The 19322-nt window shown below is 70.0% G+C and carries 22 protein-coding genes; 12 read left to right on the top strand and 10 right to left on the bottom strand.

Features of this window, described 5'->3' with window-relative positions; genetic code table 11:
* Nucleotides 1-220 precede the first annotated feature (220 nt).
* The 6 genes from sufB (at nucleotide 221) to AC3A3H_RS14775 (ending at nucleotide 5972) form a co-directional block, all read left to right on the top strand.
* Nucleotides 221-1639: a Fe-S cluster assembly protein SufB gene (gene sufB, locus AC3A3H_RS14800; RefSeq protein WP_487615306.1), complete on the top strand. Its 1419-nt coding sequence runs from the start codon at nucleotides 221-223 to the stop codon at nucleotides 1637-1639.
* 1 nt (nucleotide 1640) lies between these two features.
* Nucleotides 1641-2831 carry a Fe-S cluster assembly protein SufD gene (gene sufD / locus AC3A3H_RS14795; protein ID WP_487615305.1) on the top strand — a complete coding sequence of 397 codons (1191 nt, stop codon included), beginning with the start codon at nucleotides 1641-1643 and terminating at the stop codon, nucleotides 2829-2831.
* Nucleotides 2831-3160, top strand: a complete 330-nt coding sequence (locus AC3A3H_RS14790; protein ID WP_434317644.1) for a non-heme iron oxygenase ferredoxin subunit — start codon at nucleotides 2831-2833, stop codon at nucleotides 3158-3160. The genes sufD and AC3A3H_RS14790 overlap by 1 nt, the downstream gene beginning before the upstream one ends.
* Nucleotides 3161-3164: 4 nt before the next feature.
* Nucleotides 3165-3959, top strand: a complete 795-nt coding sequence (gene sufC, locus AC3A3H_RS14785; protein ID WP_487615304.1) for a Fe-S cluster assembly ATPase SufC — start codon at nucleotides 3165-3167, stop codon at nucleotides 3957-3959.
* Nucleotides 3960-3968: 9 nt separating this feature from the next.
* Complete coding sequence (locus tag AC3A3H_RS14780; RefSeq protein ID WP_055916008.1) at nucleotides 3969-4298, top strand: metal-sulfur cluster assembly factor; 330 nt, start codon at nucleotides 3969-3971, stop codon at nucleotides 4296-4298.
* Nucleotides 4299-4373: 75 nt separating this feature from the next.
* Nucleotides 4374-5972 (top strand): ABC-F family ATP-binding cassette domain-containing protein, encoded by a 1599-nt coding sequence (locus AC3A3H_RS14775; RefSeq protein ID WP_487615303.1) that lies wholly within the window; start codon nucleotides 4374-4376, stop codon nucleotides 5970-5972.
* A 17-nt stretch (nucleotides 5973-5989) separates the two neighbouring features.
* On the opposite strand, the gene AC3A3H_RS14770 is transcribed toward AC3A3H_RS14775, so the two are convergent.
* The 3 genes from AC3A3H_RS14770 to AC3A3H_RS14760 are packed head-to-tail and all read right to left on the bottom strand — an operon-like array spanning nucleotide 5990 to nucleotide 7409.
* Nucleotides 5990-6856 carry an SURF1 family cytochrome oxidase biogenesis protein gene (locus tag AC3A3H_RS14770; RefSeq protein ID WP_487615302.1) on the bottom strand — a complete coding sequence of 289 codons (867 nt, stop codon included), beginning with the start codon at nucleotides 6854-6856 and terminating at the stop codon, nucleotides 5990-5992.
* On the bottom strand, nucleotides 6853-7077 hold the full coding sequence (locus AC3A3H_RS14765; RefSeq protein ID WP_487615301.1) for a hypothetical protein: 225 nt from the start codon (nucleotides 7075-7077) through the stop codon (nucleotides 6853-6855). The genes AC3A3H_RS14770 and AC3A3H_RS14765 overlap by 4 nt, the downstream gene beginning before the upstream one ends.
* Complete coding sequence (locus tag AC3A3H_RS14760; protein WP_487615300.1) at nucleotides 7074-7409, bottom strand: DUF3099 domain-containing protein; 336 nt, start codon at nucleotides 7407-7409, stop codon at nucleotides 7074-7076. The genes AC3A3H_RS14765 and AC3A3H_RS14760 overlap by 4 nt, the downstream gene beginning before the upstream one ends.
* A 75-nt stretch (nucleotides 7410-7484) precedes the next feature.
* Here AC3A3H_RS14760 and fabG point away from each other — a divergent pair, with 75 nt between their 5' ends.
* Nucleotides 7485-8195, top strand: a complete 711-nt coding sequence (gene fabG / locus AC3A3H_RS14755; RefSeq protein WP_487615299.1) for a 3-oxoacyl-ACP reductase FabG — start codon at nucleotides 7485-7487, stop codon at nucleotides 8193-8195.
* Nucleotides 8196-8266: 71 nt separating this feature from the next.
* Here fabG and serB read toward each other — a convergent pair whose 3' ends face one another.
* Together serB and AC3A3H_RS14745 are read right to left on the bottom strand one after the other, a co-directional pair.
* Nucleotides 8267-8950 (bottom strand): phosphoserine phosphatase SerB, encoded by a 684-nt coding sequence (serB, locus tag AC3A3H_RS14750; protein WP_487615298.1) that lies wholly within the window; start codon nucleotides 8948-8950, stop codon nucleotides 8267-8269.
* Nucleotides 8947-10191 (bottom strand): glucose-1-phosphate adenylyltransferase, encoded by a 1245-nt coding sequence (locus tag AC3A3H_RS14745; RefSeq protein WP_487615297.1) that lies wholly within the window; start codon nucleotides 10189-10191, stop codon nucleotides 8947-8949. Before AC3A3H_RS14745 ends, serB begins: the two co-directional genes overlap by 4 nt.
* Nucleotides 10192-10238: 47 nt before the next feature.
* Between AC3A3H_RS14745 and glgA the strand changes: the two genes are divergently transcribed.
* The 3 genes from glgA to AC3A3H_RS14730 all read left to right on the top strand — a co-directional run bounded on the left by glgA (nucleotide 10239) and on the right by AC3A3H_RS14730 (nucleotide 12631).
* Nucleotides 10239-11426 carry a glycogen synthase gene (glgA, locus tag AC3A3H_RS14740; protein ID WP_487615296.1) on the top strand — a complete coding sequence of 396 codons (1188 nt, stop codon included), beginning with the start codon at nucleotides 10239-10241 and terminating at the stop codon, nucleotides 11424-11426.
* A 19-nt stretch (nucleotides 11427-11445) separates the two neighbouring features.
* Complete coding sequence (locus AC3A3H_RS14735) at nucleotides 11446-12246, top strand: ABC transporter ATP-binding protein (RefSeq protein ID WP_487615295.1); 801 nt, start codon at nucleotides 11446-11448, stop codon at nucleotides 12244-12246.
* Between the two features lie 133 nt (nucleotides 12247-12379).
* Nucleotides 12380-12631 carry a type B 50S ribosomal protein L31 gene (locus tag AC3A3H_RS14730; RefSeq protein WP_487615294.1) on the top strand — a complete coding sequence of 84 codons (252 nt, stop codon included), beginning with the start codon at nucleotides 12380-12382 and terminating at the stop codon, nucleotides 12629-12631.
* 57 nt (nucleotides 12632-12688) lie between these two features.
* On the opposite strand, the gene AC3A3H_RS14725 is transcribed toward AC3A3H_RS14730, so the two are convergent.
* The 3 genes from AC3A3H_RS14725 to treS form a co-directional block, all read right to left on the bottom strand.
* On the bottom strand, nucleotides 12689-13015 hold the full coding sequence (locus tag AC3A3H_RS14725; RefSeq protein WP_487615293.1) for a DUF4190 domain-containing protein: 327 nt from the start codon (nucleotides 13013-13015) through the stop codon (nucleotides 12689-12691).
* 65 nt (nucleotides 13016-13080) lie between these two features.
* Nucleotides 13081-13779 (bottom strand): exonuclease domain-containing protein, encoded by a 699-nt coding sequence (locus AC3A3H_RS14720; protein ID WP_487615292.1) that lies wholly within the window; start codon nucleotides 13777-13779, stop codon nucleotides 13081-13083.
* 64 nt (nucleotides 13780-13843) lie between these two features.
* Complete coding sequence (gene treS / locus AC3A3H_RS14715; protein WP_487615291.1) at nucleotides 13844-15553, bottom strand: maltose alpha-D-glucosyltransferase; 1710 nt, start codon at nucleotides 15551-15553, stop codon at nucleotides 13844-13846.
* A gap of 175 nt (nucleotides 15554-15728) precedes the next feature.
* Between treS and AC3A3H_RS14710 the strand changes: the two genes are divergently transcribed.
* Together AC3A3H_RS14710 and AC3A3H_RS14705 are read left to right on the top strand one after the other, a co-directional pair.
* Nucleotides 15729-16706 carry an alpha/beta fold hydrolase gene (locus AC3A3H_RS14710; protein WP_487615290.1) on the top strand — a complete coding sequence of 326 codons (978 nt, stop codon included), beginning with the start codon at nucleotides 15729-15731 and terminating at the stop codon, nucleotides 16704-16706.
* Nucleotides 16703-17794 carry a glycosyltransferase family 4 protein gene (locus AC3A3H_RS14705; RefSeq protein ID WP_487615289.1) on the top strand — a complete coding sequence of 364 codons (1092 nt, stop codon included), beginning with the start codon at nucleotides 16703-16705 and terminating at the stop codon, nucleotides 17792-17794. Before AC3A3H_RS14710 ends, AC3A3H_RS14705 begins: the two co-directional genes overlap by 4 nt.
* A gap of 37 nt (nucleotides 17795-17831) precedes the next feature.
* On the opposite strand, the gene AC3A3H_RS14700 is transcribed toward AC3A3H_RS14705, so the two are convergent.
* Nucleotides 17832-18431, bottom strand: a complete 600-nt coding sequence (locus AC3A3H_RS14700) for a histidine phosphatase family protein (RefSeq protein WP_487615288.1) — start codon at nucleotides 18429-18431, stop codon at nucleotides 17832-17834.
* Nucleotides 18432-18463: 32 nt separating this feature from the next.
* The gene (locus AC3A3H_RS14695) at nucleotides 18464-19309 is read right to left on the bottom strand and encodes a Sir2 family NAD-dependent protein deacetylase (protein WP_487615287.1); all 846 of its coding nucleotides are present in this window, start codon (nucleotides 19307-19309) and stop codon (nucleotides 18464-18466) included.
* Between the last annotated feature and the right edge of the window lie 13 nt (nucleotides 19310-19322).

Raw genomic sequence — 19322 nt, 5'->3', positions numbered from 1 at the left:
GTTCGAGAAACGCGCTACCCTGCGCGTGCTCGCAGGCGTTTCCTCGCCTGCGGCCGGGGCACTGTCGCCCGTGTCCTCGATCAGTCTAGGTACGCACTGTGTCAGTACGCAGCAAAGCCACCCGCACAATCAAGACGCATCCGGCGCCGGGCAGACGCACGCCGGGAGTGGAATGAGCCGGAATCATATTCGGTTGAGAGTGGTAGGAAACGAGGTAGATATGTCAGACATCCTGATCGACCGGCCGGAACTCGCGAGCCTCGGGCAGTACGAGTTCGGCTGGGCGGACTCCGACGCGGCGGGCGCATCCGCACGTCGCGGGCTCGGACCGGAGGTGGTCAAGGACATCTCCGCTCTGAAGAACGAGCCGGAGTGGATGCTGCAGCGCCGCCTCAAGGCCCTCCAGCTCTTCGAGCGCAAGCCGATGCCCACCTGGGGCGCCGATCTCTCCGAGATCGACTTCGACAACATCAAGTACTTCGTCCGTTCCACCGAGAAGCAGGCCCAGAGCTGGGAGGACCTGCCGGAGGACATCCGCAACACCTACGAGAAGCTCGGCATCCCGGAGGCCGAGCGCCAGCGCCTCGTCGCCGGCGTCGCCGCGCAGTACGAGTCCGAGGTCGTCTACCACCAGATCCGCGAGGACCTGGAGGAGCAGGGCGTCATCTTCCTCGACACCGACACAGCGCTGCGCGAGCACCCCGAGATCTTCGAGGAGTACTTCGGCACCGTCATCCCGGCCGGCGACAACAAGTTCGCGGCGCTCAACACGGCCGTCTGGTCGGGCGGGTCGTTCGTGTACGTCCCGAAGGGCGTCCGGGTCGAGATCCCGCTGCAGGCCTACTTCCGGATCAACACCGAGAACATGGGCCAGTTCGAGCGCACGCTGATCATCGCCGACGAGGGCAGCTACGTGCACTACATCGAGGGCTGCACGGCGCCGATCTACAAGTCCGACTCGCTGCACTCCGCGGTCGTCGAGATCATCGTCAAGAAGAACGCCCGCGTTCGCTACACGACCATCCAGAACTGGTCGAACAACGTCTACAACCTGGTCACGAAGCGCGCCACGGCCGCCGAGGGCGCGACCATGGAGTGGATCGACGGCAACATCGGCTCCAAGGTGACGATGAAGTACCCGTCGATCTACCTGATGGGCGAGCACGCCAAGGGCGAGACCCTGTCTGTCGCCTTCGCGGGCCCGGGCCAGCACCAGGACGCCGGCGCGAAGATGATTCACATGGCGCCGTACACGCAGTCGTCGATCGTCTCGAAGTCGATCGCCCGCGGCGGCGGCCGCGCCGGCTACCGCGGCGAGGTCCGGGTGGACGCGAACGCGCACCACGCCGCGAACACCGTGCGCTGCGACGCCCTGCTGGTCGACACGATCTCCCGGTCCGACACCTACCCGGCGATCGACATCCGCGTCGACGACGTGCAGCTCGGCCACGAGGCCACCGTCTCCCGCGTGAGCGAGGAGCAGCTGTTCTACCTGATGTCCCGGGGGCTCCCGGAGGACGAGGCCATGGCGATGATCGTCCGCGGCTTCATCGAGCCGATCGCTCGCGAGCTCCCGATGGAATACGCACTCGAACTCAACAAGCTCATCGAGATGGGCATGGAAGGCTCTGTCGGCTGATATGACGACCCCCAGTACCCCGACGCAGACCCAGGACACCCCAGCGCCGGCGCCGCGGCACCTGCGCGCCCCGGTCCCGGTCCAGACCCGCTCCGAGCGGTTCACCTCCACCCAGGTCGCCGACTTCCCGGAGGTCACCGGCCGCGAGGTCATGTGGAAGCACACCCCGGTCGCCCGCCTCGCCGAGCTCATCTCCGGTGAGCTGGACGGGTCGCCGTACGTCTTCGACCTCACGCCGGCCCCCGGCGTGACGGCCGCGTGGATCGCCCGCGACGACGCCCGTGTCGGCGCCGCCGGCATCCCGGAGGACCGCGCCTCGGCGAACGCCTGGACGAACTTCGAGCAGGCGCTGCTCGTGTCGATCTCGGGCGACGAGGTCGAGGAGGCGACGCTCACCCGCGCCGCCCTCGGCGGGGCCGCCCGCGCCGCGCACACCGTGGTGGAGGTCGCCCCCGGCGCCCACGCCACGCTCATCCTGCAGAACAGCGGCGCAGCGCACCTGACCGAGAACGTCGAGTTCCTGCTCGGCCCCGACGCGAACCTCACGGTCGTCTCGGTGCAGGAGTGGGACGACGACGCGCTGCACGTCGCCGCGCACTTCGCCGAGCTGGCCGAGGGCGCGCGCCTCAAGCACGTCGCCGTCACCCTCGGCGGCGGCGTCGTCCGGCTCAACCCGTCGGCGCACCTCGTCGGCGCGCGGTCGGACGCGACCCTGCTCGGCGCCTACTTCGCCGACGCCTCCCAGCACCTCGAGCAGCAGGTGTTCGTGCACCACGACGGCCCGGAGACCCGCAGCCGCGTGACGTACAAGGGCGCGCTGCAGGGCGAGGGGGCGCGCACGGTGTGGATCGGCGACGTGCTGATCGGCCCGAAGGCCGTCGGCACCGACACCTACGAGCAGAACCGCAACCTCGTCCTGACCGACGGCGCCCGCGCGGACTCGGTGCCCAACCTCGAGATCGAGACCGGCGACATCGTCGGAGCCGGCCACGCCAGCGCCACGGGACGCTTCGACGACGAGCAGCTGTTCTACCTGCAGTCGCGCGGCATCACCGAGGAGGAGGCGCGACGCCTGGTCGTGCGCGGCTTCCTCTTCGAGATCGTCCAGCAGATCGGCTCGCCCGCGCTGCAGGAGCACCTGCAGACGGCCATCGAGGCCGAGCTGACGGTCTCCGTCACGGCGGCGAGCTGATGGCGGGCACCCGGGTCGCCTCGGCGGCCGAGCTGGTCGAGAACCAGGCCACCCGCGTGGTGGTCGACGGCGTCCCGATCGCGGTCGTCAAGGACTCGAACGGCGACATCCACGCCATCGGCGACACCTGCACGCACGGCGAGATCTCCCTCGCCGAGGGCTTCATCGAGGGCGAGACGCTGGAGTGCTGGGCGCACGGCTCCCAGTTCTCGCTCATCACGGGCAAGCCGCTCAACCTCCCGGCCTACGAGCCGGTCCCCGTCTTCCAGGTCGAGGTCATCGACGGAGACGTCTACATCGACCCGACCGTTACGAAAGAGATTCAGTAAGCACATGTCAGTCCTCGAGATCCGCGACCTGCACGTCACCGTCGAGACGGACCAGGGTGTCAAGCCCATCCTCAACGGCGTCGACCTGACCATCCGCGAGGGTGAGATCCACGCCATCATGGGCCCCAACGGCTCGGGCAAGTCCACCCTGGCCTACACGATCGCCGGCCACCCGAAGTACACGGTCACCAGCGGCACCATCACGCTCGACGGCGAGGACGTCCTCGCGATGACCGTCGACGCCCGCGCCCGCGCCGGCCTGTTCCTCGCCATGCAGTACCCGGTCGAGATCCCCGGTGTGACCAACACCAACTTCCTCCGCACCGCCAAGACCGCGATCGACGGCCAGGCGCCCGCCATCCGCACCTGGGTCAAGGACGTCCGCGAGACGATGGGCCAGCTCCGCATGGACTCCTCGTTCGCCGAGCGCAACGTCAACGAGGGCTTCTCGGGCGGCGAGAAGAAGCGCAACGAGATCCTGCAGCTCGAACTCCTCAAGCCGAAGTTCGCCGTCCTGGACGAGACCGACTCGGGCCTCGACGTCGACGCGCTCAAGGTCGTGTCGGAGGGCGTCAACCGTGCCAAGGCCAACACCGGGCTCGGCATCATGCTGATCACGCACTACACGCGCATCCTCCGCTACATCAAGCCGGACTTCGTGCACGTCTTCGTCGCCGGCCGGGTGGCCGAGGAGGGCGGCCCCGAGCTCGCCGAGCGCCTGGAGGAGGAAGGCTACGACCGCTTCGTCGACGCCCCCGAGCCCGCCAAGGCCGACGCGGTCGACCTGGCCGAAGCGTAGAATCCCGATATGCCCGCCACGCTGAGCCCCGCGCTCTTCGACGAAGTCGAAGAGGCGCTGAAGAACGTCATGGACCCGGAGCTCGGGATCAATGTCGTCGACCTGGGCCTCATCTACGACCTGGCCTGGGATGAGGAGAACAACGCCCTCATCATCTCGATGACGCTCACGAGCGCCGGCTGCCCGCTCACCGACGTGCTCGAGGAGCAGACCGCAGAGTCCCTCGACGGCATCGTCGAGGCCTTCCGCATCAACTGGGTGTGGATGCCGCCGTGGGGTCCCGAGCGGATCACCGACGACGGCCGCGACATGATGCGCGCCCTCGGCTTCGCTATCTGATTTCCGACGATGAGGTCCCGGCACGAGAGTGCCGGGACTTCCGTCTGACCACCGAACAACGTAAGGACCACCACTGTGCTCGCCGTGCACGACCTCGAACTGCGCGTCGGCGCCCGCCTGCTGATGGAGAACGTCGGCTTCCGCGTGGCGGACGGCGACAAGATCGGGCTCGTCGGCCGCAACGGCGCCGGCAAGACCACGCTGACCAAGGTGCTCGCGGGCGACCTGCTGCCCACGGCCGGCAAGGTCGACCGGTCGGGCGAGCTCGGCTACCTCCCGCAGGACCCGCGATCGGGCAACCTCGACGACCTCGCGCGTACGCGCATCCTCGACGCCCGCGGCCTCGGCTCGATCGTCCTCGGGATGCACCAGGCCACGCACGACATGGCCAGCGACGACCCGTCGGTGTCGGAGGCGGCCATGAAGAAGTACGGCCGGCTGGAGGAGCAGTTCCACATGCACGGCGGGTACGCCGCCGAGGCCGAGGCGGCCTCCATCGCCTCCAACCTGAACCTGCCCGACCGCATCCTGGACCAGCCGCTGAAGACCCTCTCGGGAGGTCAGCGCCGCCGCATCGAGCTCGCCCGCATCCTGTTCTCCGACGCGCGCACGATGATCCTGGACGAGCCGACCAACCACCTCGACGCCGACTCCGTCGTCTGGCTGCGGGACTTCCTCAAGAACTACTCCGGCGGCTTCATCGTCATCTCCCACGACGTGGAGCTGGTCGGCGAGACGGTCAACCGTGTCTTCTACCTGGACGCCAACCGCCAGGTGATCGACATCTACAACATGGGCTGGAAGAACTACCAGCGCCAGCGCGCGGCCGACGAGGAGCGCCGCAAGAAGGAGCGCGTCAACGCCGAGAAGAAGGCGTCCGCCCTGCAGCTCCAGGCGGCCAAGTTCGGCGCCAAGGCGACCAAGGCCGCCGCGGCGCACCAGATGGTCGCGCGCGCCGAGAAACTCCTCTCCGGCCTGGAGGAGGTGCGCCAGGTCGACCGGGTCGCCAAGCTGCGCTTCCCGACCCCTGCCGCGTGCGGCCGCACCCCGCTGCAGGCCTCCGACCTTTCGAAGAGCTATGGCTCGCTGGAGATCTTCACGGCCGTGGACCTCGCGATCGACCGCGGCTCGAAGGTGGTGGTGCTCGGCCTGAACGGCGCGGGCAAGACCACGCTGCTGCGGATGCTCGCGGGCGTCGACAAGCCGGACACCGGACAGGTGGAGCCGGGGCACGGCCTCCGCATCGGCTACTACGCGCAGGAGCACGAGACGATCGACGTCGACCGCTCCGTGCTGCAGAACATGGTCTCCTCGTCGCCCTCGCTCACCGAGACGGAGGCGCGCAAGGTGCTGGGCTCGTTCCTGTTCACCGGCGACGACGCGCACAAGCCGGCCGGCGTGCTCTCGGGCGGGGAGAAGACCCGGCTCGCGCTGGCGATGATCGTGGTGTCCGGCGCGAACGTGCTGCTGCTCGACGAGCCGACGAACAACCTGGACCCGGCGAGCCGTGAGGAGATCCTCGACGCGCTCGCGCACTACGAGGGCGCTGTCGTGCTGGTCAGCCACGACGAGGGCGCCGTGGAGGCCCTGAACCCCGAGCGCGTCCTCATCCTCCCCGACGGCGTCGAGGACCACTGGAACCGCGACTACCTCGACCTGATCTCGCTCGCGTAACCTGCGCTGAGGCGCGATCAGCGCGCGTCGAGCAGTTCGTCCTCCACGTCGGAGTCGGTGCGCTTGAGCGCCCGGCGGCGGGCGCGCTCGGCGGCGCGGGCCTGCTCGGCGGGGTCGTGCTCGTTGCGCTTGCGGTACTCGGTGCGCAGTGCGTAGCCGAGCCCGAAGAAGCCGATCAGAGCGAAGATGATCCACTGGATCATGTATGACCAGTGCAGGCCCTCGTCCTGCGTCGGCGGGTCCGTGACGGTCGGGGCCGGCGCGCTCGCCGGGCTGGGCTTCTGCGACGCCAGCAGGCCGTACGCGCCGGTGTAGACGTCGGCGCCGCCGAGCTTCTGCTTGACGACCGAGAGCTGGATGGTCCCGACCTGCATCCCGACCCCGGTGCGGCCCTGAATGGCCGGCTCGCTCGCCTTGAGCCGGGCGACGACGGTCACGGTGCCGGACGGCGCGGCCGGCACGTGGTCGGGGGAGTCGGTGTTGTTGCCGGTCGGGACCCAGCCGCGGTCGACGATGAACAGCGAGCCGTCGGCCGTGCGCAGTGGAGTGAGCACCTCGAAGCCCGGGCTGCCGTTGAACGGGCGGTTGCGGGCCAGGATCTCCTTGTCCTTTTCGTAGGTGCCGGTCACGGTCACGCGCGTCCACTCCTGGGCGGGCGAGTACGCGCCGAGCGACGGGAGCTCCTGGTCGAGCGGCACCGGGTGCGAGTAGAAGTTCGCCGCGATCAGCGCGTTCGCGGCCGCGGCCTCCTTGCTGCGGGCGAGCTGCCAGTTCGAGAGGAAGCCGCACGCGATGGCGAACACGATGGCGAACGCGAGGTAGCCGAACCAGCGGCGGGAGAACGCGAAACTCCAGCCGACGGACGTCCGCTCCTGGCCGGTCACGCGCTCGTCCGCTCGGAGTCGACGGGGACGACCGTCACCGGGAACTCCCGCGCCGCGAGGAACTCGCGCAGGTAGTCCACGTGCTCGCCGCAGGCCAGCCACACCTTCACCCGGTCGGCGGTGTGGATGCGCGGGTTGCGCCATTCGACCCGCCAGGACGCCGTCTCGCGGCAGCCGGCGCGCGAGCAGGTGAGCGGCTCTGGTTCGCCCAGTCCGATCACGTGTCCTCCTCCTGCCGGCCCGCATCCGCGGGCTTGTCGCCGGTGTCTTCGGCGCGGCCCCCGGGTGGAGGCGCCATCGGAAGGATATTGCCTGGACGCTGTGCTTCCGCTTCATGCGGCTCTGCGCCGACGTTCGCGATCACGACGGCGAAGTACGGCAGGAAGACCGCCCCGATCAGCGGGATCGCGCCCCACGGCCAGCCGACGATGAGCGCGACGATGAGGCAGACGATACGGACCCCCATGGCGACGGAGTACTTGATCATCCGGCGCTTGCGCTCCTCGTCCGGGGAGAGCGGGAGATTCGTGATGGACGGGCGTGATTGCTTCATGTGCGTTGACTCCAGAGTACGTCCATAAACTGGTACAGGCCCGCTCCGGGCCGAATCGTCGAAAGGATCGTCTGCATGACCACGCCGCGCACTGTGCTCGTCACCGGAGGGAACCGGGGGATCGGTTACGCGATCGCCGAGGAGTTCCTCGCTCAGGGCCACCGCGTCGCGGTGACGGCGCGCTCGGGCGAGGGCCCGGCCGGCGCGCTCACGGTGCGCGCGGACGTCACCGACGCCGCCTCCGTCGACGCCGCGTTCACCCAGGTGGAGGCCGAGCTCGGCCCGGTCGAGGTCGTCGTCGCGAACGCGGGCATCACCAAGGACACCCTGCTCATGCGCATGAGCGACGAGGAGTTCGACAGCGTCGTGGAGACCAACCTCGGCGGGGCGTTCCGCGTCGTCAAGCGCGCCTCCAAGGGGATGCTCAAGGCGCGCTGGGGCCGCATCGTGCTGATCTCGAGCGTCGTGGGCCTGTACGGTTCCGCAGGCCAGGTGAACTACGCAGCCAGCAAGGCAGGACTGGTCGGCATGGCCCGCTCCATCACGCGCGAGCTCGGCGGCCGCGGGATCACTGCGAACGTGGTGGCGCCCGGCTTCATCGAGACCGACATGACCGCCGCGCTCCCGGAAGCCCAGCAGGCCGAGTACAAGAGGAACATCCCGGCCGGCCGCTTCGCGTCCGCGAACGAGGTCGCCCGTGTGGTCACCTGGATCGCCGGCGACGACGCGGGCTACGTGTCCGGCGCCGTCATCCCCGTCGACGGCGGCCTCGGCATGGGCCACTAGCATCCGTCGAGGGGCACGTCGTTGTCACTTCCGGGCGCCGAAAGTGACAACGACGTGCCCTTCGTGCTTCGTCAGCCGCGGAGGCCCAGGAGGGGGAGCACCTGGGCCAGGTCCTGGCGGTCGATGACCAGGTCGGCCTCCTCGCGCACGCGCGGCTTGGCGTTGAAGGCCACGGCCAGCCCGGCCTCCGCCATCATCCGCAGGTCGTTGGCGCCGTCGCCGATCGCGACGGTCTGCCGCAGGTGCACGCCGGCCTCGGCGGCCCAGAACAGCAGGGCCTGCGCCTTGGCGGCGGCGTCGACCACCGGGCCGTCGACCTCCCCGGTCAGCACGCCGTCCGCGACAGCGAGGCGGTTCGCCCGCCAGTGGTCGAGGCCCAGCCGCTCGCCGAGCGGGTCCAGCAGCTCGTGGAAGCCGCCGGAGACCACGCCCACCTCGCCGCCCGCGGCCTGCACGCCGGCGATGAGCTCCGGCACGCCGTCGGTGACGCGGATGCGCTCCCCGACGCGCTCGAAGACCGAGACCGGGAGGCCCGCCAGTGTGCGGACCCGCTCGCGCAGGCTCTCCTCGAAGTCGAGCTCGCCGCGCATGGCCCGCTCGGTGATGTCGGCGACCTCGGTGCGCGAGCCGGCCTCCTCGGCCAGCAGCTCGATCACCTCATCGTGGATCAGGGTGGAGTCGGCGTCGAGGACGACGAGGAAGCGCGCGGCCCGCTCGGAGGGACGGATGCCGTCGTGTGGATGTCCTGACGTCATGGGACGACGTGCACCCCTTTGCCGACGACGGTGATCCCGGACTCGGTGACCGTGAAGCCGCGGGCGCGGTCGCGCTCGGGGTCGACGCCGATCCTGGCGCCCTCGGCCACGACGACGTCCTTGTCGAGGATCGCGCGGCCGACGAACGCGTTCGGCTCGATCACGGCGCGCTCGAACACGACGGAGTCCACCACCTTGGCGCCGGAGGCGACCGTGGCCCACGGGCCGAGGACGCTGCGCTCCAGGTGGGAGCCGGAGATCACCGAGCCGAGCGAGACGATCGAGTCGATCGTGGTGCCCAGCGCCCCGCGGCCGTCGCGGACGATCTTGGCCGGAGGCGAGTTGAGCACCTGGCTGAAGATCGGCCACTCCCGGTTGTACAGGTTGAACACCGGCAGCGCCGAGATGAGGTCCTGGTGCGCCTCGAAGAACGAGTCGATCGTTCCCACGTCGCGCCAGTAGTAGCGGTCGCGATCCGTCGAGCCCGGCACGTCGTTGTTGTTGAAGTCGTAGACCGCGGCCTCGCCGCGCGCCACGAAGTCGGGGATGATGTCGCCGCCCATGTCGTGGTTCGAGTCGGGGCGGTCGCCGTCGCGGACGACCGCGTCGATGAGCGCGTCAGCGTCGAACACGTAGTTGCCCATCGAGGCGAGCACCTCGTCCGGGGAGCCGGGCAGGCCCACCGGGTCGGTCGGCTTCTCGCGGAACGCGGCGATGCGGTCCGGCTTGGCCGCGTCCACCTCGATCACGCCGAACTGGTCGGCGAGCGAGATCGGCTGGCGGATCGCGGCGACCGTCGCGGGCGCACCCGAGTCCACGTGGGCCTGCAGCATCTGCGCGAAGTCCATGCGGTAGACGTGGTCGGCGCCGACCACCACGACGATGTCGGGCCGCTCGTCGCGCAGCAGGTTGAGGCTCTGCAGGATGGCGTCGGCCGAGCCGCTGAACCAGCGCTTGCCGAGCCGCTGCTGGGCCGGCACCGAGGCGATGTAGGAGTTCAGCATCCCGTCGAGCCGCCAGGTCTGCGACACGTGCCGGTCGAGACTGTGCGACTTGTACTGCGTGAGCACGACGATCTGGCGGAGCTGCGAGTTGATCAGGTTGGACAGCGCGAAGTCGATGAGCCGGTACTGTCCGCCGAACGGCACAGCGGGCTTCGCGCGGTCGGCGGTCAACGGCATCAACCGCTTCCCCTCCCCGCCCGCGAGCACGATGCCGAAGATCTTCTTGCCTGCTGCCATAGGCACCACAGTAGAGGCAACAGGAGGGCTGTACTAGCGTTCTCGACATGCGCGTTGATCTTCTGACCAAGGAGTACCCGCCGGACATCTACGGCGGCGCCGGGGTGCACGTGACCGAGCTGGTCCGCGCGCTGCGGACCGACACGGAGGTCCGCGTGCGCTGCTTCGGCGAGCCGCGCGACGAGGCCGACACCTTCGCGTACCGGGTCCCCGCCGAGCTCGCCGCGGCCAACGGGTCGATCACGACGCTCGGGGTCGACCTCCAGATGGCGCAGGACTGCGGGGGAGCGGATGTGGTCCATTCGCACACCTGGTACGCCAACGCCGGCGGCCACCTGGCCAAGCTCCTGCACGGCGTCCCGCACGTCGTCACCGCGCACAGCCTGGAGCCGCTGCGGCCGTGGAAGGCGGAGCAGCTCGGCGGCGGCTACCGCGTCTCGAGCTGGATCGAGAAGACCGCGTTCGAGGCGGCGGACACCGTCATCGCGGTGAGCGACGGCATGCGCCGCGACATCCTGGCGTCGTACCCCTCGCTGGACCCGCAGAAGGTCACCGTCGTCTACAACGGCATCGACCTGGAGCGCTGGACCCCGCTGCACGACGGCGACAAGGCGCGCGCGCTCGGCATCGACCCCGACCGGCCCGCCGTGATCTTCGTCGGGAGGATCACCCGGCAGAAGGGCCTCCCGTACCTGCTGCGCGCCGCGCGCCTGCTGCCGCCGGAGGTGCAGGTCATCCTGTGCGCCGGCGCTCCCGACACCCCGGAGATCCTCGCCGAGGTGACCGGGCTGGTCGAGGGGCTGCAGGCCGAGCGCGACGGCGTCGTCTGGATCGACCGGCTGCTCCCGAACGACGAGCTGCGCGCGGCGCTCACGGTCTCCACGGTCTTCGTCTGCCCGTCGATCTACGAGCCGCTCGGGATCGTGAACCTGGAGGCGATGGCGTGCGGCCTCCCCGTGGTCGGCACCGCGACCGGCGGCATCCCCGAGGTGATCGTCGACGGCGTGACCGGGCGCCTGGTGCCCATCGACCAGCTCCACGACGGCACGGGGACGCCCACCGACCCGGAGGCGTTCGTCCGCGATCTGGCTGCGGCGCTGACCGAGGTCGTCGGCGACCCCGAACGCGCGGCGCGGATGGGCGCAGCGGGCCGCGTGCGCGCCGAGACCGAGTTCAGCTGGACGGCGATCGCCGAGCAGACCCGGGCAGTCTACCGGTCGTTGACCTCCGCCTGACGCCGGTAGGCTAGACCGCATGGCAGGCAGTGTTCTCCGACTTCACGACGTGTCCGTAGTCCGGGACGGCAACCCCGTCCTCCAAGGCGTCGAGTGGACGGTGGAGCCGGACGAGCGCTGGGTCATCCTGGGCCCGAACGGCGCGGGCAAGACCACGATGCTGCAGATCGCCGCCGCGGCCATCCACCCGTCGTCGGGGGAGGCCGTGGTGCTCGGCGAGACCGTCGGCCACAGCGACCTGTCCGAGCTGCGCCCGCTGATCGGCTTCGCGTCGACGGCGCTGGCCCGGCGCATCCCGCGCACCGAGCGCGTGCTCGACGTTGTCATGACCGCGGCCTACGCGGTGACCGGCCGCTGGAACGAGCTGTACGAGGACATCGACGAGCGCCGCGCGCGGCGCGTGCTCTCCGAGTGGCACCTCGACCACCTCGCCGAGCGCACCTTCGGCAGCCTGAGCGACGGCGAGCAGAAGCGCGTGCAGATCGCGCGCTCGGTCATGACCGACCCGGAGATCCTGCTGCTCGACGAGCCCGCCGCGAGCCTCGACCTCGGCGGCCGCGAGGAGCTCGTGCAGCTGCTCGGCGGGTACGCGAGCGACCCGAAGTCCCCGGCGATCGTCATGGTCACCCACCACGTCGAGGAGATCCCGCTCGGCTTCAACCGCGCGCTCCTGCTCAAGGACGGCCGCGTCACCGCGTCCGGACCGATCGGCGAGGTGCTGACCAGCGAGTCGCTGAGCGAGACGTTCGGCGTCGACGTGGAGCTCACCGAGACCGAGGGCCGCTTCACCGCCCGGGCGCGTCAGGCCGCGAGCGCCTGACGCATCTGCTAAACTCGATAGCTGGTTCCCCGCGCGATCCGTCGATCGTGCAGGTGCGGACCGAAAAGCTTCCCGTCATCGCGCTGACGCGCGCGGACACGACCGACCAACACTACGCAACAAGGAAGTCCTCATGAAGACTGGCATCCACCCCGACTACGCCCCCGTGGTTTTCCGCGACCTGGCCTCGGGCGCGACCTTCCTGACCCGCTCCACCGTGAGCAGCGAGAAGACCATCGAGTGGGAGGACGGCAACACCTACCCGGTCATCGACGTCGAGATCTCCTCCGAGTCGCACCCGTTCTACACGGGCAAGCAGCGCATCCTCGACTCGGCCGGCCGTGTCGAGAAGTTCAACACGCGCTACAAGAACTTCGGCAAGTAAGCCGCAGGACAGAAGGCCCCCGTCGACGACGGGGGCCTTCTGCGTGCGCTCGATCGGTCAGTACGTCTTGTAGCCCTGGGAGGCCGCGATGCCGAGGCCGACGAGGACCAGGATGAAGACCAGGATGCCGATCGCCACCTCGACGAAGCCGATGATGACGGCGGCGAGCGCGAGGCCGTGGCCCTGCTCGCCGGTGCGCTTGATCTGGGAGAGGGCGATGAAGCCCAGGATGATGCCCACGATGCTCACGAAGAACGCGAGGATGAACGCCACGATCGACATCGTGTTGTATCCCGCCGGCTGGGGCTGCTGGTAGGCGCCGTACTGCGGCTGCTGCGGCTGCTGGGGCGGGAGGGGCTGCGGGTTCAGGTCGGAGTCACTCATGCTCGAACACTAGCGGCCTGGCCAGACGTACAGCAGTCCCCAAGATGCGGGAGCCGGCGGACCGCTCAGGCCTCCCAGGCGTGCACCGGCCACGCGCCCGAGGCGGTGAACTCGGGGTCGCGGACGCGCCGCATGTACTCCTGGAAGTCCGCGGCCTGCTCGCGGCACCAGTCCACCTGCTTGCTGTGCAGCTCCAGGGCGCCGACGGCGAGCTCCTCGCCGTGCCGGTGGGCCAGCGCCTGGGCGAGCCGGCCGGCGGCGATCGCGTCGGCGCCGGCGTCGTGCGCCGCGATCAGCTCGACGCCGTAGTGCGTCGCGGTGACCGTCAGGGTGCGCTTGCCCGGGCGGTAGCGGTCCACCGCGCGGTCGATCACCAGCGGGTCGATGACCGGGCCGGGGGAGTGCAGCGGCTCGATGCCGTGCCGGCGGGCCTCCCGGTCGAGCAGTGTGAAGTCGTACGGCGCGTTGTAGGCGACCACCGGGATGCCGCGGTCGAACAGGCGGCGGAGCTGGTCGACGATCGCCTCGACGCCCGCGCCGGCATCCATCCCCTTCTCCCTGGCCAGCTCGGTCGTGATGCCGTGCACCGCCGTGGCCTCGGCCGGGATCTCGACCTCGGGGTCCAGCAGCCAGTACCGGCCGTGCTTCACCTCGCCGTTCTCGCCCAGCAGCCCGACATGGGCGCTGACGATCCGCGCCGACTCGACGTCCACGCCGGTGGTCTCCAGATCGAAGACGCCGAGTTCGTGATGCCAGTCGCTCATGCAGCCAGCGTAGGAACGACCTCCGTCAGCCGCCGGGAATGGCGCTGGCGTGCCGCGGAAACGGCTAGGCCCTGGGCGGCTCGATGTGCAGCCAGTAGAAGTTCTGGGTGCCGAGCGTCAGCGTGAACCGGCCGTCCTCCGCCACGGTCGGGAACTCCGCACCGCCGAACAGGTCGAACAGCGCGCTGCCGGCGAACTCGGGCGCCTCCAGCGTCACCGAGACCGGGTTGTGCGCGAACGAGAACACGCAGAGGACGTCCTCCGACTGATCGCCGAAGTGCGTCCCGCTGCCTGTGTAGCTGCGCACGAACGCGAGCACGGACTCGTGGTCGGTGGGCAGCACGCGCATGTCGCCGAGGCCGAACACCGGGTGCGCCTTGCGCACGTGGATGACGTTGCGGATCCAGTGCAGCAGCGACCGCGACTGCGCGAGCTGCGCCTCCACGTTCACCTGGTTGTAGTGGTAGACGAGCGACTGGACGATCGGCAGGAAGAGCTTGCCGGGATCGGCGCTCGAGAAGCCGGCGTTGCGGTCGGGCGTCCACTGCATCGGGGTGCGGGAGCTGTCGCGGTCCGGCAGCCAGATGTTGTCGCCCATGCCGATCTCGTCGCCGTAGTAGAGGAACGGGCTGCCCTCCAGCGAGAACAGCAGTGCGTGCGCCAGTTCCAGCTCGGCACGCGAGTTGTCGAGCAGGGGCGCCAGGCGGCGGCGGATGCCGATGTTGGCGCGCATCCGCGGGTCGTAGGCGTACCAGCCGTACATCGCCTGCCGGTACTCCTCGCTGACCATCTCGAGGGTGAGCTCGTCGTGGTTGCGCAGGAACACGCCCCAGGCCGACCCCTCGGGGACGTCGGTGGTCTCGGACAGCACCCGGATCAGCTCGGACGCCTGCTGGCTGCGCAGCGCGTAGAAGATGCGCGGCATGACCGGGAAGTCGAACGCCATGTGGCACTCGGGCTCGTCCTCCGAGCCGAAGAACGCCGCGACCTCGCGGGGCCACTGGTTCGCCTCCGCGATCATCATCCGGCCGGGGTACTCGCGATCGACCATCACCCGCAGCCGCTTGATGAACTCGTGGGTGGGCGGCTCGCCCTCGCCGTTGCCCTCGTCCGACTCGTAGAGGTACGGGATGGCGTCGAGGCGGAAGCCGTCCACGCCGAGGTCGAGCCAGAACCGGACGACGTCGAACATCGCGTCGTGCACGGCCGGGTTCTCGAAGTTGAGGTCGGGCTGGTGGGAGAAGAACCGGTGGAAGTAGAACTGCCGGCGCGCCTCGTCGAACGCCCAGTTGGAGTCCTCGGTGTCGACGAAGATGATGCGGATGTCCGGCCACTTGTCGTCGGTGTCGTTCCACACGTAGAAGTCGCCGAACGGCCCCTCCGGGTCGCTGCGGGACTGCTGGAACCACTCGTGCTGGTCGGAGGTGTGGTTCATCGGCAGGTCGATGATGATGCGCATGTTGCGCTCGTGCGCTTTGGTGACCAGGTCGCGGAACTCGTCGATCGTGCCGAACTCCGGCAGGATCGCCTTGAAGTCGGACACGTCGTAGCCGCCGTCGCGCAGCGGCGACTGGAAGAACGGCGGCAGCCAGAGCGCGTCGATCCCCAGCCACTGCAGGTAGTCGAGCTTGGAGGTCAGACCCGCGATGTCGCCCGAGCCGTCGCCGTTGCTGTCCACGAACGAGCGCACCATCACCTCGTAGAACACGGCTCGGCGGTACCACTGCGGATCGAGGGTGAGCCCGGGGAGCGTGATGGGCGCGGTGAAACTCACGGTTCTCCTTCTCGAGCGGCCACACCTGCGGGGCAGCGGGCTCGGGGGTCGTGCACGGTGGTGTCATGCAAGCGATTACATCCAGAGAAGTCTAGGACCTGCGGGCGGTGCGCTGTCCAGTCCTGAGACCGCATTCACCGGGTTCCCGCGGTGACCCGGCCTAGACTGGACGACGATGAGCTCCTCGACACGGTACGCCGCCTCCCCGTACCGGGAAGCCGCCTCTCCGTACGCGGAGGCCCTGGGCCGCGTCCCGGTCCGCCGCGCCGAACTCCCGCTGCTGGGCGGGATGACCCGCTACTGGGAGTACGGCGACCCCGCCGCCGCCACAACGCTCGTGCTCGTGCACGGCTTCCGCGGCGACCACCACGGCCTGGAGCCGGTGGTCGCGCAGTTCGGCGCGGGCCTGCGGCTGATCTCGCCCGACCTCCCTGGCTTCGGCGAGTCCACGCCCCTGACGGAGCACGACCACGACATCGACGGCTACTCGGCCTGGCTGCACGCGTTCGTGGCGGCCCTCGGCCTCCGCGGGAAGGTCGTGCTGCTCGGGCACTCGTTCGGTTCGATCGTCGTCGCGGCGACGCTCGCGGAGGACGCAACCCTCGCGGAGGAGACCGGTGACCGGCCCGATGCGGTCGTCCTCGTCAACCCGATCGGCCAGCCCGCGCTCGCGGGTCCCCGTGGCGTGCTCACCCGGCTGGCGATCTTCTACTACTGGATGGCGGCCGCCCTCCCGGAGCGCCTGGGCTTCGCGCTGCTGCGCAACCGGCACATCGTGCGCGTGATGAGCGAGGCGATGGCGAAGACCCGCGACCGGTCGCTGCGTGCCTGGATCCACGGTCAGCACGACAGCTACTTCTCGGCGTTCAGCGACCGGCGCGTCGTGCTGCAGGCGTTCCGGGCGTCGGTCTCGCACGACGTCAGCGAGTACGCCGCACGCATCCCCGAGCCGACCCTGCTGGTCGCCGCGGTCGACGACGACATCACGCCGATCGCCGCGGAGCGCCGCCTGCGCGGGCTGTTCCCCGAAGCGCGGCTGGTGGAGATCGACGGTGTCGGGCACCTCATCCACTACGAGAAGCCGGTGGAGGCCGCGCGGGCGATCGAGGACTTCCTCGCCGGGGACCGCAGCACCGGGGGAGAGCACGAGTGAGGATCGTCTTCGACTGCCGCTACACCCGGATCGGGCGGCACGACGGCATCAGCCGGTTCACCGCTGGACTCGTTGGGGCGCTGGCCCAGCGGCACGCCGTCACCATGCTGATCAGCGACCACCGCCAGCTCGAGCTGCTGCCGGACCTCCCGTGGGAGCTCGCCCCGTCGCCGACCGCCGCGACGGAGCCGCTGGTCGCCCGGCAGGTCAACAAGCTGAAGCCCGACGTCGTGTTCACGCCGATGCAGACGATGGGGAGCTTCGGGCGGCGCTACCGGCTGATCCTCACCGTGCACGACCTGATCTACTACCGGCACCGGACGCCGCCGCGCGACCTCCCGGCGTTCGTGCGCGGGCTGTGGCGGCTCTACCACCTCGCCTGGTGGCCGCAGCGGATGCTGCTGAACCGGTCGGATGCGGTCGTGACCGTCTCCGAGACCACCAAGGACCTCATCGAGGAGCACCGGCTGACCCGGCGCCCCGTCTACGTCGTCCCGAACGCGGCCGACATGCCGGCGCTGCCGCCGGAGCGGCTGACACGCACCGCCCCGGAGGCCAAGGTCCTGGTGTACATGGGCTCGTTCATGCCGTACAAGAACGTGGACACCCTGGTGCGCGCGGCGGCGCAGCTGCCCGACTACCAGCTCCACCTGATGAGCCGCGTGAGCCCGGCCGAGCGCGAACGGCTCGCCGCCCTGGCGCCGGGTGCGCGGCTGGTGTTCCACGACGGCGCGACCGACGAGGACTACGCGGAGACGCTCGCGCGTGCCACGGCCCTGGTGACCGCGTCGCGGGACGAGGGCTTCGGCATCCCGCTGGTGGAGTCGATGACGCTCGGCACCCCGGTGGCGGTCAGCGACATCCCGATCTTCCGCGAGATCGGGGGCGAGGCCGCGCTGTACTTCCCGGCCGACGACGCCGACGCGCTCGCGGCCAGGGTGCGGCACCTCGAGGAGCCCGGCGTATGGGCGCAGCGGTCGGCGGCGTCGCGGCGGGAGGCCGAGCGGTTCACCTGGACGGCGTCGGCGGAGCACCTGCTCACGGTGATCACGGCGACGGCGAGCCGGGCGGCGCGGCGCAGGCGCTGAGCAGGGCCGCGCGCGCTGCCGCTCAGAGCACCGAGGCTCAGAGCACCGACGCCGTGAACAGGTCGCGGTCCTCGGGTCCCAAGTTGAACCGGTCGAGCGTCAGCCTGCCGTCGTCGTAGCGGAACCGGTGCACCGAGCCGTTCGGGATGACCTCGCCCGGCCCGGGCAGGGCGTGATCCGTCACGTGCCGGACCAGCGAGCTGATGACGCCGCCGTGGCTGACCACGATCAGGTTCTGGCCGGGGTGGGCGCCGCCGAGCTCGACCAGCGCGGGAAGTGCGCGCTTGACGACCTCCTCACGGGTCTCGCGTCCCGGCACGGGCGTGCCCTCCGGCCAGCGCTCGAGGATCTCGGCGCCGGTCAGGCCCTCCGCCTCGCCGTACTGCCGCTCGGCCACGGCCGGGAGGGTGCCCGGCTCGCCGAGGCCCAGATGCTCTGCGATGATCCGCGCCGTGTCGAGCGCGCGGCTGAGCGGGCTGGCGAAGACGGCGTCGAACCGGCCTCCCGCCAGCGCTCGGCCCGTCGCGTCGGCCTGTGCGCGACCCGTCCCGTTGAGCGGGATGTCGCTGGAACCCTGGATGCGCTTGGCCAGGTTCCAGTCGGTCTGACCGTGCCGAACGAGGGAGATGAAGGTCACGCACGTCCTTTCGTCGAAGGACGCGCGTCGGGCTAGGCGAGCCGGCGCGCCAGCTCGACCAGCGTCTCCGTGGTCCCGCCGTCCAGCTTAACGGTGGCCCGGGCGTCGCCCTTGGTCTCGCCGCGGTTGACGATGACGATCGGGAGGCGCTTGCGGCGCGCCTCCTCCAGGAGCCGGATGCCCGAGTTGACCACGAGCGAGGAGCCCGCGATGACCAGCGCGTCGGCCGCGCGCACGAGGGCGCTGGCCTCCCGGTACTTCTCGGCGGGGATGAACTCCCCGAAGAACACCACGTCGGGCTTCAGCCTGCCGCCGCACACCGTGCAGTCGGGCACGACGAAGGAGTCGACGTCGGTCACGATCGCGTCGCCGTCCGGAGCGATCTCGACGGCGCCCTCGGTCTCCAGCCACGGGTTGGCCTCGTCGATGCGCGCCGTGATCGCCTCGCGCGCGAAGATCTGACCGCAGACCAGGCAGACGACGCGGTCCATCGAGCCGTGCAGGTCCACGACGCGGCCGCTGCCCGCCTGCTTGTGGAGGCCGTCCACGTTCTGCGTGATGACGCCGTTGGCTGCGCCCGTCTTCTCCAGGTCCGCGAGCGCGCGGTGGCCGTCGTTGGGGTGGGCGGCGGCGAACCGTCGGTAGCCGAGGTGGCTGCCGGCCCAGTAGCGCTTGCGGTATCGGTCGTCGGCCAGGAACTGCTGGAAGGTCATCGGCGAGCGCTTGGGCGCGCCCTCGCCGCGGTAGTCGGGGATGCCCGAGTCGGTCGATACGCCGGCTCCGGTCAGCACCGCGAACGTGCGTCCGGCGAGCAGGCCCTCGACCTCATCGATGCCGCGCGAGAGCTCGGGCGAGAGCTCGGTCGTCAGCGTGGTCACAGGCACCTCCCGG

It is taken from the genome of Leifsonia sp. Soil_N53 (assembly GCF_057655165.1).
The sequence above is the reverse complement of the archived record's forward strand: the minus strand, read 5'-3'. Positions and strand labels throughout refer to the sequence as shown.